Annotated in this window: 11 protein-coding genes; 7 read left to right on the top strand and 4 right to left on the bottom strand. The window is 50.5% G+C overall.

Going from position 1 to position 15,075, the window contains the following annotated elements:
* Nucleotide 1 precedes the first annotated feature (1 nt).
* Nucleotides 2-919: a hypothetical protein gene (locus V8F51_RS23995; protein WP_337103041.1), complete on the top strand. Its 918-nt coding sequence runs from the start codon at nucleotides 2-4 to the stop codon at nucleotides 917-919.
* A 60-nt stretch (nucleotides 920-979) separates the two neighbouring features.
* Here V8F51_RS23995 and trhO read toward each other — a convergent pair whose 3' ends face one another.
* Both trhO and V8F51_RS23985 read right to left on the bottom strand, forming a co-directional pair.
* Nucleotides 980-1,870 (bottom strand): oxygen-dependent tRNA uridine(34) hydroxylase TrhO, encoded by an 891-nt coding sequence (trhO, locus tag V8F51_RS23990; protein ID WP_442956480.1) that lies wholly within the window; start codon nucleotides 1,868-1,870, stop codon nucleotides 980-982.
* Between the two features lie 778 nt (nucleotides 1,871-2,648).
* The gene (locus tag V8F51_RS23985) at nucleotides 2,649-4,874 is read right to left on the bottom strand and encodes a carbohydrate-binding domain-containing protein (RefSeq protein ID WP_337103040.1); all 2,226 of its coding nucleotides are present in this window, start codon (nucleotides 4,872-4,874) and stop codon (nucleotides 2,649-2,651) included.
* Nucleotides 4,875-5,130: 256 nt separating this feature from the next.
* On the opposite strand from V8F51_RS23985, the gene V8F51_RS23980 reads away from it, so the two are divergent.
* Nucleotides 5,131-5,565, top strand: coding sequence for an SRPBCC family protein (locus V8F51_RS23980; RefSeq protein WP_337103039.1), 435 nt, complete (start codon nucleotides 5,131-5,133; stop codon nucleotides 5,563-5,565).
* A gap of 151 nt (nucleotides 5,566-5,716) precedes the next feature.
* Entirely contained in the window at nucleotides 5,717-7,099 is a 1,383-nt protein-coding gene (locus V8F51_RS23975; protein WP_337103038.1) for a hypothetical protein, read from the top strand.
* 85 nt (nucleotides 7,100-7,184) lie between these two features.
* Here V8F51_RS23975 and V8F51_RS23970 read toward each other — a convergent pair whose 3' ends face one another.
* The gene (locus V8F51_RS23970) at nucleotides 7,185-7,763 is read right to left on the bottom strand and encodes a hypothetical protein (protein ID WP_337103037.1); all 579 of its coding nucleotides are present in this window, start codon (nucleotides 7,761-7,763) and stop codon (nucleotides 7,185-7,187) included.
* Nucleotides 7,764-7,765: 2 nt separating this feature from the next.
* Complete coding sequence (locus tag V8F51_RS23965; protein ID WP_337103036.1) at nucleotides 7,766-8,245, bottom strand: RNA polymerase sigma factor; 480 nt, start codon at nucleotides 8,243-8,245, stop codon at nucleotides 7,766-7,768.
* A gap of 316 nt (nucleotides 8,246-8,561) precedes the next feature.
* Between V8F51_RS23965 and V8F51_RS23960 the strand changes: the two genes are divergently transcribed.
* The 4 genes from V8F51_RS23960 (at nucleotide 8,562) to V8F51_RS23945 (ending at nucleotide 14,599) form a co-directional block, all read left to right on the top strand.
* Complete coding sequence (locus V8F51_RS23960; protein WP_337103035.1) at nucleotides 8,562-9,761, top strand: multidrug effflux MFS transporter; 1,200 nt, start codon at nucleotides 8,562-8,564, stop codon at nucleotides 9,759-9,761.
* A 29-nt stretch (nucleotides 9,762-9,790) separates the two neighbouring features.
* The gene (locus V8F51_RS23955) at nucleotides 9,791-10,396 is read left to right on the top strand and encodes a TIGR00730 family Rossman fold protein (RefSeq protein ID WP_337103034.1); all 606 of its coding nucleotides are present in this window, start codon (nucleotides 9,791-9,793) and stop codon (nucleotides 10,394-10,396) included.
* 261 nt (nucleotides 10,397-10,657) lie between these two features.
* Nucleotides 10,658-13,417, top strand: a complete 2,760-nt coding sequence (locus V8F51_RS23950; RefSeq protein WP_337103033.1) for a beta-galactosidase — start codon at nucleotides 10,658-10,660, stop codon at nucleotides 13,415-13,417.
* A gap of 153 nt (nucleotides 13,418-13,570) precedes the next feature.
* A complete protein-coding gene (locus V8F51_RS23945; RefSeq protein WP_337103032.1) occupies nucleotides 13,571-14,599 on the top strand; it encodes a LacI family DNA-binding transcriptional regulator in 1,029 nt (342 codons plus the stop codon).
* Nucleotides 14,600-15,075 lie beyond the last annotated feature (476 nt).

The raw sequence follows: 15,075 nt of genomic DNA, 5'->3' as shown, positions 1-15,075 counted from the left end.
AATGACAATGATCACCGGAAATGGAACACACCGCTTTGAAGTAATAGAAGGTTGGGCTCAGGTGCCTTCGAGCGTCACTCTGGGATATACGCACGGTATAGATGTGGATTCGGAGGGAAATATATGGGTGTTTCACACCGGAACCCCGTCAATCTTGAAGTTCAATCGGGAAGGGGAACTTGTCTCTGCATTCGGCGAACAGTTCGAAGGCGACGCGCATGGGTTTTATTTGCATCAGGAAGGCGATCAGCAGTTTCTATATGTGACCGACACAAGAGGAAGCATGGTTAAGATGACGATTGACGGACGATCTGTGCTTTCATTAGAGACGCCTGACCTGCCGCATATTTATGACTCCGAACGAAAGTTCATACCGACTGACGTATGTGTGGCGCCTAACGGCGATATTTATGTGACCGACGGCTACGGGCAATCATGGATTCACCAATACGACGCCTCAGGCAACCTGATCCGTTCTTGGGGAGGTGAAGGCTCGGAGCCTGGCAAAATGAAGTGCCCTCATGGCATTTCTATTGATCTGCGAAGCGGCGTCCCGGAGTTGTATGTGGCGGATCGCGGCAATTTCCGTATTCAAGTGTTTACCCTTGATGGGGAGCATAAGAGATTTATAGAGGATGACATGGATATGCCTTGCAGCTTCTATTTCAGTGAAGACGACGTATACTTCGCGGATTTGCACAGCCGAATTACGATTCTCGATAAGAATGATCGACTGATCACTCATCTTGGCGAAGATCAACAGGCATACAAGCAGCAAGGGTGGCCGAATCTGCCGCTTGACTGGTTCCGTCCGAACAAGTTCAGCTCACCGCATGCCGTTTGCGTCGATGGCGACCGGAATGTGTATGTAGCGGAATGGACACAGCATGGGAGGATTACCAAGCTTGTTCGACTGTAAAGGAAACGATATAGGATAACGAACAAAGGGATGCAGCCTGTCGGCGCATCCCTTTCGTTATTACACAGCATCATTAACTTTGCATTCCTCGGAGCAATATTGTTCATGGCTCTCCAGGCAGTCGTCGCAGACAAGATGCTGGTCGTGGCAGGTGTCATCCTTGCAGTTGATCATCGTGTCCGTCAAATTGCCGCAATGATGGCATTTGCCGACCGTGATATGTTCGTCCGTCTGATTAACGCGAACAGAGAGGCGCTCGTCGAACACGTACATTTTGCCATCGAACAAACGTCCTTTAACCTCAGGGTCCTTCCCGTAAGTGACGATACCGCCATCTAATTGCGCCACGTCTGTGAACCCTTCGTTCAGAAGCACGCCGGTTAGCGTCTCGCAGCGAATGCCGCCCGTACAATAAGTTAGAATGGTTTTGTCTTTGGCGTCCTGCAGGTTCTCCCGAATCCACTCGGGAAAATCGCGGAACGACTTCACGTCGGGACGGATCGCATTCCGGAAATGACCGAGATCGTATTCGTAATCGTTTCTCCCGTCAATAATAACGACGTCCTCGCGCTGAAGCTGCTCGTGAAATTGTTGCGGAGACAAGCGCTTCCCGCTATTCACATTGGGGTCAAGCGGTGTTTCGTATCGCAGCGTAACGAGTTCTTTCTTCGGGCGAACAAACAGCTTCTTGAAAGCATGTCGATCCGTTTCGTCGATTTTGAAAACCATATTGGAAAATAGGGGATGGGCGTTCATATAGGCCATATAAGCATCGGTTTGTTCAATCGTTCCGGAGAGGGTGCCGTTAATCCCTTGGGAAGCGATTAGAATCCGGCCTTTGACGCCTAGCTGCTTGCAGTAGTCGAGATGCGCGCTTGCGACCAGCTCATAGTCAGGTACGGCTACGTATTTGTAATATAATAATATTCGATATTGGTTTTCCACAATAATAACTCCTTATTCATTATGAGTCGTGACGGCAATCCGTGATAGCCACTCACAAAAATATTGTAGCACCAATTGTCCGCAACATAAAGCAAGGAAGGCTGCAAACGAAAGAGGAACATCATGGGATGTTCCTCTTTCGCTTTATTCATTCAGGTTATATATTATCTTCACGTTGATTGGGTTATTTTAGCCCTGCTTAGAATATGAAAATCAGTCATCATTACCGTCACTGTTTTGAATGGAAATCGGAAGCTGTCGATTAACTGTGGCTAACCAATAGTTGTACGATATATCGTATAAACCAACCTTACGGATAGGTCAAATCAAGGCATTTGATCGAAAAATCGTACAAAATCATCGGCCACGTGGATGAATTATACACTTTTGTATGATAAATCGCATAAGTATTTTCTATTTACTTCTTGTTTAACTGCTCTTGTGTGAAAAATCATATAAATTGACTAATTAGTTAACAGTTAAATGACAGCCTCAATCGTCCAACCAAACGTTAGGTTATTGAGCTTTTTTATTGGATTTCATGCAATCAAAAGGCAAGGAATGAGAGAATTTCCGAGTTTGATTGGATTTTGTACAGTCATATGGACGGAAAATGGCCACCGAGGGCTATAATCCCTTTTTTGGCTGTATAGTTTCCACTCAAAAGTGACTTCACAGGCGATTGGGACAGATTAGACTGTATGAAATACAGGCAAAAGTACTGCCTATTTCGTCCATTTTGCTCGTTGCCTCCAACATTAACTCATTAGCCTGCATGGTGTCCTTATAGCAGCTCGTTAAGAATAATCGCCAACTCGGCACGAGTCAGGCTTTGTTCTTCTTGATCGGGAAGCAGTTCGTCGATCGATAGTTCGATATTCGCAAGCTCGGCGTAGCGGGATAAGATAAGTCCCATCTGCTCCGCCGTCAACGGTTGGTTGGGAAGGAACAAACCTTTTCCGTTGCCGACCACGATGCCGTTATCGGCAGCCCAGCCTACATAACCGCTATACCAGCTGCCCGCCGCAACATCGTTGAAGGCGGACGATTCGGCCGCTTCAACGCCTAACAGTCGGCCAAGCGTCGTAATGGCCATTGCGCGCGTTACGGAAGCATTCGGCGAAAAGCTGGAGCTGCCCGTTCCGACCATCAGACCTTTGTCGTACAAGGCTTTCACGGCTTGGTAAGCCGGGTCGGCCGGGTTAAGATCCGTAAACGGCAGCCCGCCGATCGTGAACAGCCATTGCGATACGCCGGTATACGTTTCATTAGTGGAAACGACGGCTACCGTCAGGCGATACTGGCCGTCCGTCTTCGGCATGATGTCTGACAGCGAACCTTGAAGTTCCGACAGCAGCTTTGTCTCGGAATAGTTTTCCGACGGCACATCGGTCACCGTCACTTGAATATCCTGCTCCGGCACAGCTGCGCTTGCGGCGATTTGCTCCAGTACCGCTTGTTGGCCGGTCGCGGCGTTCTGAATACCCGCGCCGTTATTGACCGTGAAGCTTACGCGCGTTTTGCCGCTGGCATCCGAAGCCTGGGAAATGCCCGAGAAGCTGGATACGGCTTCGGTAACGATGAAGGCAGTCGACCCTGCAACGTTAGCCGCATCGCCGTCCGGCTCGGAGCCGTTCGTATTGACTGGCGGCGTAAAGTCGCCCGTCGGCGGATTGTCCGTCGGAGCAGGGCCGTTCATGCCTCCGGTCTCCGGACGGGTGCCTTCGCCGAGTCCTCCGCCTTGCGGGCGGTTGCCGCCGCCGAAGCCGCCGCCCATCATGCCGGAAGCATTGCCCGTATACTGCTGCTGGACGCCATTCACATAGAGATGATATTCGGTATCGAGCTTCAATTGCGATGATGAGAACGTTACGCTTTGGAACGCTTTCTCAGCCGTATGGCTAAATATTTCGTTGCCGTCCGCATCGGTTAGCTCAATGACGCTTCCTGCCGCTTGGGTCGAAGCGAAGGCGAGCTCCATATACGTCTGCTTGGAATCCTGCGATACGGCATCGTTGCGGGTGCCAACGGCTGTTACCGTGCCGCCGTTGATCAGAATAGCTTTGTCCGCGTCAATGCCGCCGTCGGGGCTTCGTTCGTTGGACATCGTCACGATCGTGCCGCCGTTAACCGTCAAGTAGCCGTTGGAGTCGATGCCGTCGCCCTCGGCTCCAAGACCGGCGTTGACGTAGAGGTAGCCGCCGTTGATGCTCGTGACGGAGATGCCGTCCTCATTCGTATTGATTCCGTCATCTTGGGCCGAGATATACACGTTGCCGCTGTTTAAAGCCAAGTGCAGTTCCGAATCCAGCCCTTCATTGGCTGCCGTAATGCGCAGTTCTCCCGTTCCGGCAGCTCCGCCGGAAATATTCATCGACATTTTGGAGTAGAAGGCCCCGTCGTATTTGTGCAGCTTGCTCGTCGTGCCCTCTTTGTAGATTTTCGCCACATACGATCCGTTCACCGTGTTCACTGAACCGTCGGCGATTATGACCTGAGCGCCAGCCTTGCTAAGATCAACAACGCCTTTCGTATCCTCGGTGTCGCTGTAAGGCTCGTAGACGTTATAGAAAATGACCCCGGGCGCGACAGTGCTCGTAATGTCCGCTCCGTCCAAAATCAGAGTGACGCGCGCGTCGGGATCGCTTGCCGCTTCCTTGCCTAGGTCGATCGCCAGCTGTCCCTTGGACAGCTGGCCGGATACGCGATAGGTGCCCGGCTCCGTGATGGTAACGACCGTATGAGCGGCAGCCTCCTCCGCGCTATGCGCATCGGATTCGGTTCCTTCGCCATAGCTGCTGCCACGCCCAGACTCGTAGTAAACGATGTCCGCGCCTGTATACACTGCGCTTGAAGCATTGGTGGAAGCAGCTTGTCCGTCTACCGTTACCCCGGCATCGGAGAGCGTGATGACTGTCTGCTCGGCAGATTGGGCGGACACGGCCTGAATCATAGTCGTGAGTGCCAGCACGATTGCCAGCATCAACATTGTCGTTCGTTTCAATAACATAACTTCACTTCCTTTCGGTTGTTTATGACATTGCCAGATTACAGATGTTTCCTTAAGCGTACCTTAAACCGAATTGAAAGCTTGTTGAAAGCTGCTTGAACGAAAATTTATTTCGGCCGATGTCAATTCATCCATTCTCTGTTCGTCGTTCCTTATATCAGGCGATAGGATAGCGCTTCAGACATATCGACTAGCGATGAATGATTATGGTATTATTTGAGAAAAATAGATTCATAGCCTATGAGGAGGTTAAGTAATGGGAACAAGCAGTCCGGTAACGATAACGGTGGAAGCGATCGTTCATTCTCCCGTAGCAAGCGTATGGAAATTTTGGACGGAACCGAAGCATATCAAGCAATGGAACAATGCTTCCGATGACTGGCACACGCCAATCGCGGAGAACGATCTTAGGGTCGGCGGTGCATTCGTCTCGAGAATGGAAGCCAAGGACGGAAGCTTCGGATTTGATTTCGGCGGCGTATACGACGAGGTGAGCCTTAACGAGAGCATCGCTTATACATTGGGCGACGGCAGGAAGGTAAGCATCTCTTTTATTGCCCAAGGCGACGATACCAAAATCGTCGAATCGTTCGAGGCCGAAGAGACTAACGGCGTCGAGATGCAGCAAGCCGGATGGCAGGCGATTTTGGATAATTTCAAGAAATACGCCGAATCGGCAAAAGAGGAATAGCAGAATATTCGCAGCCTTAAGAGCGCATGCCGGCATTGGCATGCGCTTTGCTATATTTTTTCGTTGACATCATTAGCCAAGCGTTGCTATACTAGGTGAAATTACATACCCGATTATTTTTATCGGAATTATTATATTGGAGGTCAAGCCCATGAAACGAACAGCGCTATTCAGCACCAAGATGCTTGCTGCCTTTTTGCTCTCATCCTCTCTATTATTTACGCAAGCAACCGCATTTGCCGCGACGCCGGTAGCGGTGCAAGCCGTATCGACAGCTCCTTCTTCAGTCTCTGCAAAGGATGGAGCAGCACAATACAAGCAGTTTTTGCAGGAGAAATACGACGTTCAGCTTTCCGGTAAAGTAACGAAGGGACAGCTCATCGAAGCTGTCGCCGACATTTTCGATTATAAGCCTTCCGGCAAGGAAGTAACCTTTACCGATTTGACTGCGGACGCACCGGTGTTCAAAGCCGCTGCCGCTCTTTATGAGCAAGGCATTTTGGCTGGTCCGTCCATTCAGGCCGATGAGCAGCTTACGAACTACGTGGCGGTCGCGATTGCGCTGCGCGCGGCGGACTTGAAGGAGCTTGCCTCGACTTACCCGGCTGCGAAGGCGGATAACGTGCTCGCCAAGGTTCAAGTCAAGAAGGGCACGCTTGGCGTTAAGGCTTCCCAGGAGGTTGCTGCCGCAATCGATACGGGCTTGCTGCCTGCTTCGCTTAGCCAAGGGTTTAAGCCGAACGCCCCTGCAAGCGACGAGCTGATCCAAACGCTGCTTGGACAGGTTCTGATCACGAAAGGTCTATACAAGAAATACATTGGCTATACAAGCGATTCCGATATTTACGCGAAGCTTTCCACCGCTTACGAGACATCGGATTTAATCGACGCTCCGAAGCTGCAGAAGCTGGTGAACGCGGGGCTTGAGAAGGAGCTGTTTACGGGCTACAACATCAAGGACACCCGTTACGATGCTAACTTCATCGACTCCTTGTCGCTTATTTACGGTCATTCCGACTTCAAGCATGCCCAGCAGCTGATCGGCTTGCTGCGCAGCGAAGGCATCGACGCGAAGGTGCAATTCGAGCCGAAAACGTCCGCGTTTCTGTTCTTGGCCGACTGGGGCGACCCGGGTCCGAACGTCGTGCAAATCGCTAACGGCAACTATATCGCGTTCGCGAAGGAATATGATCTTGCATTCGAATTCGCGACTGCGGCCGACAAAGCGGCATTCGACGGCATTATCGAGAAGTTCGCGAAGAAAAACGTTGCCGACCAGCAAGGATTGATCTACGGTTCGTGGTGGCAGCCGTTGTACTACTCGAACACGAAGCTTGCCAATTACGAAGTCATTACGAACAATCTGATTTCCGATCCGGACAGCACGTACACGGTTAACCCGTTCTCGCTGAATGAGGATTCCGCGAAGGTTGTGGCAGGACTTAAAGCGATTGATCCTACCGCGGTTATCACGCCGTTCGAATTCTGGGTAGATAAGCCGTTCTTCCGTTACCTGCACGGAGAGGCGTCATAAGCCGCGCATACGGATAAATGAAAAAGGCTCTCCTGAGCAGCTATTCAAGCTGGCAGGGGAGCCTTTGTCGGTATGGCGTTACAGCTTAAAAATTGTTGTAAATAACGTTTGCCGTTACTTTGCCGCTCGCGACGTCTTCCGAGGTGAAGCCGGATACCGTGTTGCCGACTTTAAATTCCTTGCTCACCAGTTGCTCGGAAGCATCAGGTGCCGTCGTGTCCGATATGCCGTAAGTCGTGTCTTCGGTTACCGTCACCCATAGCTCACCGATTCGGAAGCTTTGGCCGTCTGCGCTTACCTCTTCAATGACGCCGTCAATGTTGACCCTTTGTTTTGCCGACGAGCCTGCCCCTGGACCGTTATTTTCAACGACGGCGCCATTATTTGGGTTGTTGGTGGCAGGATTAGGAGCAGTGCTTCCGTTCTGGTTAACCGCATAGATGCTTAGCGTCAAGACTGCGCAAGCGGCAACGCTCGTTGCCCAGATGAATACCTTGTTTTTCTTTACTGACGGGTTAGCTGTTTTCATGTAATCGTCTCCTCTTTTTTTATCCGTTTCGATTATGTTGCGGCTTTCCTTGCTTAACCGTTCAAGCGTGCGATGCTCAAAGTCCTCGCTTGTTTTCAATTTGGACATGGCCGATTTATAATCTATTTTTTTCATCTTTACAAATCACCGCCTATTACTTCTTTAAGCTGATTGCGCCCGCGGGCAAGCCAAGTCCCTACCGTTGCAGGTTTGGCGTTTAGAAAGTCTGCTATTTCTTCCAATGTGTATCCCTCGTAATAATGCAGATGGATCGGAACGCGGTATTTCTTATCCAATGACAAAACAGCCTGCAAAACCATGTATTCATCCTTAGGAAGGTAAGATAAGTTGTCCGGTATCGGGTTCCGACTTCTAAACCAGCCCGTCTTGAGCAGGTTTTTGCATTTATTTATCGTCGTTCGAATTAACCATGCTTTCTCATGCTCGTCGCTGTCAAAAACGGGGGATTTTTGGAGATAGGCGAGGAATACTTCCTGCGCGACTTCCTCCGCATCGGCAACGTTTTTGAGATAGGCGAACGCTATCTTAACCAGATTGTCTGAATAGTTGACCACGGCTTTGCGGACGGATTCATTGAGCTCATATGAATCGTGCACCTGATGTCCCCCTTTCACTAGTAATACAATTGAGGAGGCCGTTATTTTTCACGTTGCCCAAAAAAAAGTTTGGGACAATGGTTATAAAAAGGCAATAGGGCGCTTCCTTTCAGTATGTCCCTCTGTCAATCAAGTAAGTACTGCACGGGCCGGTCCATTTCATTTTACACAATTGCCTACTGCGGCTATAAGGAAATAAGCGAGCCAAGGTAGACAGAAATACTTAAGTACATTTATATTAATGATTAATCAGGTAAAGTTAAGCAAAGCTCACAAGGACTAGGTTTTGCCGCTTACAAAATAGGAGACTCACATCATGATGACCAGCAAAAACAAACAGAACGTGTTCAGACTAGCTTTGCTGCTTGGATTATTTTCGACACTCGGCCCTTTTACGATCGATATGTATTTACCGGCATTCCCGGAGATTGTGAAGCAATTCGAAACGACGGCTTCCCTGGTGCAGCTCAGCTTGACAGCTTGTTTACTCGGTCTGGGGATCGGGCAGCTCGTCATGGGATCGCTCAGCGACGTCCACGGTAGACGCAATCCGCTGCTTATCTCCATGGCCGTTTATTTAATCGCCTCGTTGGCTTGCGCATTCTCACCCAATATCGGACTGTTGATCGCATTCCGGTTCGTACAAGGTTTTGCCGCATCGGCCGGCATTGTCATTTCCCGCGCGATCGCACGCGACCTGTTCAATGGTCACGAGCTTACGAAATTTTTCTCGTTGCTCTTGCTTGTCGGAAATTTGGGTCCGCTTGTGGCACCGGTTACCGGAAGCGGGATTCTTTCTTTCACCGATTGGAAGGGCGTATTTATAGCGCTGACGCTGCTCGGAATCTACCTGTTAACGATGACAAAATGGAGACTGCAGGAGACCTTGCCGTCTGATCGCCGGACGCCGAGCAATTTCATGCAGCAATTGCAGAATTACGGATCGCTTTTGCGGGATCGCCAATTTGTCGGCTACATGCTGGCACAGGGGATTATGATCGCGGGAGTTTTCGCGTATGTTTCGGGAACGCCTTTTATTTATCAAAATATTTACGGGGTCTCGCCGACCGTCTTTGCTCTATTATTCGGAACGAACGGTATTAGTCTGATCCTCGGTTCCCAGCTGGTCGGACGAATGTCGCATCGCGTATCCGAACACGCCTTTCTGTTGTTCGGACTCATGCTGGCCGGTTTGGCTAGCGTCGTTGTCTTAGTGGTAGCCTTCGTACACGGACCGCTTTTTGCCTTGGTAGTTCCGTTGTTTGTATTCGTAGCTGCAATCGGCATTACATCAACGGCGGCGTTCCCGCTTGCAATGGAAAGCCAAAGCGAGAAGGCCGGCAGCGCTGCGGCTCTGCTTGGCGTCATCCCGTTCCTGCTCGGAGCGGTCGTTACTCCGCTAGTCGGCATAGCGGGGGAAGATACGGCCGTACCGCTCGGCGTCATCATTTTATTGACGAGTGTCGTGGCGATGCTGGCTTACTTCTTTCTGATTAGAAGAGGCCGCAAAATCTAACGTGCATAAGCAGAAGGAGCAGCATATTAATGAAACGTATAACTGTCTATTCCGGTTCTAATCCGGGCAACCATGTCGATTATGAAAATTCCGCAATCGCTTTAGGCAAAGCGTTGGCGGCCCAAAATATAGAGCTAGTCTACGGTGGCGGCAAGCTAGGCTTGATGGGTCGTATTGCGGGCTCGGTATTGGAATCCGGAGGCAAGGTGATCGGCGTAATGCCGCGGGGACTATTTAGCGGTGAAGTTATGTATACCGAGCTCACGGAGTTTTACGAGGTTGCCAATATGCATGAGCGCAAAGCGAAGATGTCCGATCTGGGGGATGCGTACATCAGCATGCCGGGCGGACTGGGAACATTCGAAGAGCTGTTCGAGATGGCGTGTTGGGCGCAGATTGGCATTCACAAGAAACCGATCGGCCTCCTGAATGTAAGAGGATTCTACAATCCGTTGATTGACCTTCTGAAGCATGCTGTTAAGGAAGGATTCATGAGAGAATCGAACCTTGATCTGTTCATTGTCGAGAGCGACCCCGACGTTCTTCTCGAGCGTATCGCCAATTACAAACCATCGGAGCAATCGTTCAAATGGAGCGAAATCAGCCCAGCGCAGTCGGCAGTAGAGTCCGTATAGCGTTATATCAAAGTAACAGTTCGGGGCGTCAGCCTCGGACTGTTTTTTTGTTTATGAGTTGAGGAAAATAGTTACATGCCAATTGTTGACAACGCTTACAGAGTAGTCTTATAATTTATATGCCTTTAATGAAACCCATTTCATAAATGATAGCAGCCGCTATGAAAGACGATTTTTACCGCTAAAGGACGGCGACAGTCGTTTACGCTTGTGATGTTTAAGAGTGCGACATGGCGTTCAAAAAGGAAGGAAAGTGAATTTATGATTACGGATCGCTTAGACAACACTGGATTACAGGGAACGCAGCTTCGTTATGATGCGAAGAGCTTTATCATCGGGGAGAAGAGAGTGTTTCTGAACATCGCATCGATTCATTATTTTCGAATGCCTAGGCAGGAATGGCGGGAAGTGCTTGTCAAAGCGAAGCTAGCAGGCATGAATTGTATCGATACTTACTTTGCATGGAACGTGCATGAGCCGGAGGAAGGCAGCTGGGACTTCAGCGGCGACAACGATTGCGGGGCGTTCCTTGATCTTTGCGCGGAGCTGGGACTATGGGTCATCGCGCGGCCGGGTCCGTTCATATGCGCCGAATGGGATTTCGGCGGTTTTCCGTACTGGTTGAAACATAAATCTAATATACAGTTCCGAACGAACAATGAGGTTTACCTTAATTACGTTAATCTTTACCTTGACCAGATTGTTCCGGTTATCCGCGCTCGCCAAATGTCGCAAGGCGGTACCGTTATTATGGTCCAGGTCGAGAACGAATACGGTTATTTGGCCGATGACGCGGAAGGTGCGGCTTACATGAGGGAGCTGCGCGACGGCTTGCTCGAGCGTGGAATTGATATGCCGTTAATAACTTGCGAGGGCGGCTTAGAAGGAACGATCGAAGGGGCGAACTTCTGGTCGGGCGCAGACGGACATTATGAGAAGCTGATGCGTAAGCAGCCAGAAGTTCCGAAGCTCGTAACCGAATTTTGGACAGGGTGGTTCGAGCATTGGGGAGCGCCCTCTGCCACGCAGAAGACGCCTGAATTGTACGAGAAGAGGATGATGGAGGCGATTCGCGCCGGGTTTGACGGCATTAGCCACTATATGTTTTTTGGCGGTACCAACTTTGGAGGTTACGGCGGGCGAACGGTAGGAAGCAGCGATATTTACATGGTTACCTCTTACGATTATGATGCTCCACTGTCCGAATATGGAAGAGTGACAGCCAAATATAGAATGGCCAAAAAGGTTTCCCTATTCACGGAAGCGCTTAGCGCGTTTTTGCTGGAAGCGGAGCCGATGGAATCATCCGAGGCCACATGCCCAGACGGAATCAAACTCCAAGGCAGACAGTGGAACGGGCAAAAGCTTTGGTTCGCCGAAAGCGCCAAGCAGGAGAAGGAAATGTTCCCGATTACGCTCGAAAGCGGACGAACGCTTCACGTTTCGATTAAACCGGGTCAGATCGTACCGATTCTTGACCGCTTAGAAGTGAGTCCTGGCTTGAAGCTTACTTGCGGCGGGTTCGTTATCGGAAACGACCGGATAGGCGAGGTTCAAACGATTATTGTGGCGGGAGAAGACGGCCAGCGTACGCATATCGTGTTCGAAGCCGATCATGCGATTCAGTATGATAACGAAGCACATATTCGTCATGAAATGAGCTCGGATGGACGGAAGCTGCACCTAGACGTCTTCCATTTCCAAACGCCGCAGCGTATTGCATTGACGGTTGGCGGGCAGCGTATCGAAGTGATTGCATTAAACGGCTATATGTCGGACCGAGCATGGAAGCTTCAGCAACAAGGTGGAGAAGTATGCTGGGCATTCGGCTGGGAAGACATGGACATAGACGCTGATGGCAACGTGAGCGGAGTGAGGGGCGGTCCTGAGAGCGAGCCATTCCTTATTGGAGATAGGGTGCAATCAAGCAACACCGCCCATGATAGTGAGCCGTGGGTTCTACCGAGCTTATCGGATTGGACTCGCAAAGACTTGAACCTGCTTGCGCTCGGAGCGGGCGAGCTTGCCGATACTCCGCGCGGATTCGCAGAGCTAGGCAAGGACTTTGGCTATCTCATTTATACAAGTGAAGCGGAGTGCGATCGGGATCAAGAAAGCACAATGGTGTTGACCGCCATCCAAGATTCTGCGCGTCTGTTCGTCAACGGACAAGAGCAAGCGATGATCCGCCAAGTAGGCGCGGCGTCGGCAGCCGTACGACTGAACAAAGGACGCAATAAACTGCAACTGCTTGTACAGCATATGGGCAGTCTCAATTTCTCGCCGAATTTAGGCGAGGAGAAGGGCATATTCGGCTCTGTCTATATGGACGGCTCGGTCATCGACCTGCGCAGAGACTGGCATTGCGATATGGAGTCTGTCCACCTAGACGAGGTGCAAGGGAAACCGTTCGCCTCTGCGATTACTCGAGTTTTCGAAGTGAATGATTATGACGGGGCCATACTGGTCGGAGCGTTAAGCGGCGGACTGCGGATTAACGGCCGAGCAGTGCCTATGGACGACTATAAGGATTGGTTCGCTTATTATGCGGTCGACATTTCCTCCTATATCGTAAAAGGCAGCAACACCATAGAAATGCCGGTAGGCCGTACACCGTTGAATAGGCTGGAGCTGCTGACGTATGACCGTTCACGGGAGCTGAGAGGCTGGTCGGCAGTATCGCTGGAAGACGCAGCGAAGCTTGCGGAGGGCTCGGCCGCTCCTATTCACATCGGTCCTTCATGGTATAGCAGCAATTTCGATCTTCCAGCTATTCCTGAAGGCGTTAATCCTAAGCTGAAGCTGAGATTGACGGGCTTAAGTAAAGGGTATTTGCAACTGAACGGCCGTAATCTAGGCCGCTATTGGCAGATAGGACCGCAGGAGGATTACAAGATTCCTATGGCATGGCTTAAGGAGAAGGACAATGAACTGATTCTGTTCGACGAAGAGGGCAGAACCCCGGTTGCGGTAAGGCTCTTCTATGACGAGCAATCGTATAGACGCTGGGGCAATCTGTAGGCAGCGCAATTAGGACCATATAGCTAGAGCAGGAATGTTCGTTGACTAGACGAGCCTGCTCTATTTTCGCTGCAATAGTTGTAACGCATATCATTACATGTTTGATTTTGCTATAATATTCCGAGACATGAAAGTAGGAAGGAAGCGTTAAGCTTGAGACAGGTCACCATATATGATATTGCCAAGGAGGCAAAAGTATCGATTTCGACCGTATCCCGTGTGTTGAACGATACCGCTCCGGTAAGAGGATCAACACGCGCCAAGATTGAAGAGCTTATCCAAAAATATAACTTCCAGCCTAACGCTATGGCTAGAGGGCTTCTTAAAAATGAAACCGGCATTATCGGCGTCATTGTGCCCGATCTGACTAATCCCTTCTTTCCGGAAGTATTCGCCGGAGCGGAGGAGGAGGCGATGCGGTCAGGCCTTACCTTCCTGCTTAGTAATACGATCGGCGATTATGTGAAAGAATCGGAATATCTGAGCATCATGCGGGAGAAACGTGTGGACGGCATTATATTTATGGGCGGAAGAATTAACTTGAAGCATTGTGAAGAGCATCTTGTCCAAGAGCTCGTGCAATGCGCGAGCATTATTCCGACCGTACTCGTCAATGGCGGTCTGCGGGGGACCGACTTGACTCGGGTTGCTACGGATGAGGCTGCTGGAACTGTTCTTGCGGTTCAACACCTTATCGAGCTAGGACATACGAAGATCGGCTTCATCGGCGGGGAAAGTCATATGACGACGACGTCTAATAAGCTGCGGGCATTCCGCAAGACGATGAAAGAAGCGAATCTGGACATTCGGGAAGAATGGCTGTTGCCGGACAGCTTCTCCATCGATTCCGGCAAACGTCAGATGCATAATCTGCTGGCCATGAAGGAGAGACCGACTGCCGTGTTCTGCGTGAACGACTATACGGCGATCGGAGCGATCAAGGCTGCGGCAGAGGCTGGACTGACGATTCCTCACGATATGTCTATCGTTGGATTCGACGATATTCCGCTGGCGCATCACTTCATTCCCGAGCTGACCACCGTTTCTCAGCAGGCGCATGAGCTTGGGATGACGTCTGTCAAAGTGCTGAAAGCGATGATGAACAAAGAGAAAGTGAAGAAGCATACGTCGCTAGAGCCTAAGCTTATCGTGCGGCAAAGCACGCGAGCCCTAATGCCTTAACGCAATTATTCCTTGAAGAGCGCAGCCCGAGTAATCGGGGCTGCGCTCTTTTTTTCTGCGACGCTCTGGGGAGCGGGCTAGGTTGTAGACAGAATAGGATGGGAACCTCATCCTATTCGCACAAACTAGGGTTCCTTGAGGTCAATAGGATGGGAAAAGCGGCTTATGGTTGGTGAGAGCGACGGAGATAGGTGGAGCGGGCTGGGTTGTAGACAGAATAGGATGGGAAGCTCATCCTATTCGCACAAACTAAGGTTACTTGAGGGAAATAGGATGGGAAAAGCGGCTAATGGTTGGTGAAAGCGACGAAGATAGGTGGAGCGGGGTGGGTTGTAGACAGAATAGGATGGGAAGCTCATCCTATTCGCACAAACTAAGGTTACTTGAGGGCAATAGGATGGGGAACACGGCTTATGGTTGGTGAGAGCGACGGAGATAGGTGGAGCGGGGGGGGGTTGTAGACAGAATAGGATGGG

The organism is Paenibacillus sp. YIM B09110, from assembly GCF_037167145.1.
Lineage (GTDB): Bacteria > Bacillota > Bacilli > Paenibacillales > Paenibacillaceae > Pristimantibacillus.
The sequence above is the reverse complement of the archived record's forward strand: the minus strand, read 5'-3'. Positions and strand labels throughout refer to the sequence as shown.

What these genes read in the sequence shown, in the direction of transcription:
- V8F51_RS23975 (WP_337103038.1), top strand. Translation starts at nt 5,717, where the DNA reads ATGAAACGAACAGCGCTATTCAGCACCAAGATGCTTGCTGCCTTTTTG.
- V8F51_RS23985 (WP_337103040.1), bottom strand. Translation starts at nt 4,874, where the DNA reads ATGTTATTGAAACGAACGACAATGTTGATGCTGGCAATCGTGCTGGCA.
- V8F51_RS23955 (WP_337103034.1), top strand. Translation starts at nt 9,791, where the DNA reads ATGAAACGTATAACTGTCTATTCCGGTTCTAATCCGGGCAACCATGTC.
- V8F51_RS23960 (WP_337103035.1), top strand. Translation starts at nt 8,562, where the DNA reads ATGATGACCAGCAAAAACAAACAGAACGTGTTCAGACTAGCTTTGCTG.
- V8F51_RS23970 (WP_337103037.1), bottom strand. Translation starts at nt 7,763, where the DNA reads ATGAAAAAAATAGATTATAAATCGGCCATGTCCAAATTGAAAACAAGC.
- V8F51_RS23980 (WP_337103039.1), top strand. Translation starts at nt 5,131, where the DNA reads ATGGGAACAAGCAGTCCGGTAACGATAACGGTGGAAGCGATCGTTCAT.
- V8F51_RS23950 (WP_337103033.1), top strand. Translation starts at nt 10,658, where the DNA reads ATGATTACGGATCGCTTAGACAACACTGGATTACAGGGAACGCAGCTT.
- V8F51_RS23995 (WP_337103041.1), top strand. Translation starts at nt 2, where the DNA reads ATGACAATGATCACCGGAAATGGAACACACCGCTTTGAAGTAATAGAA.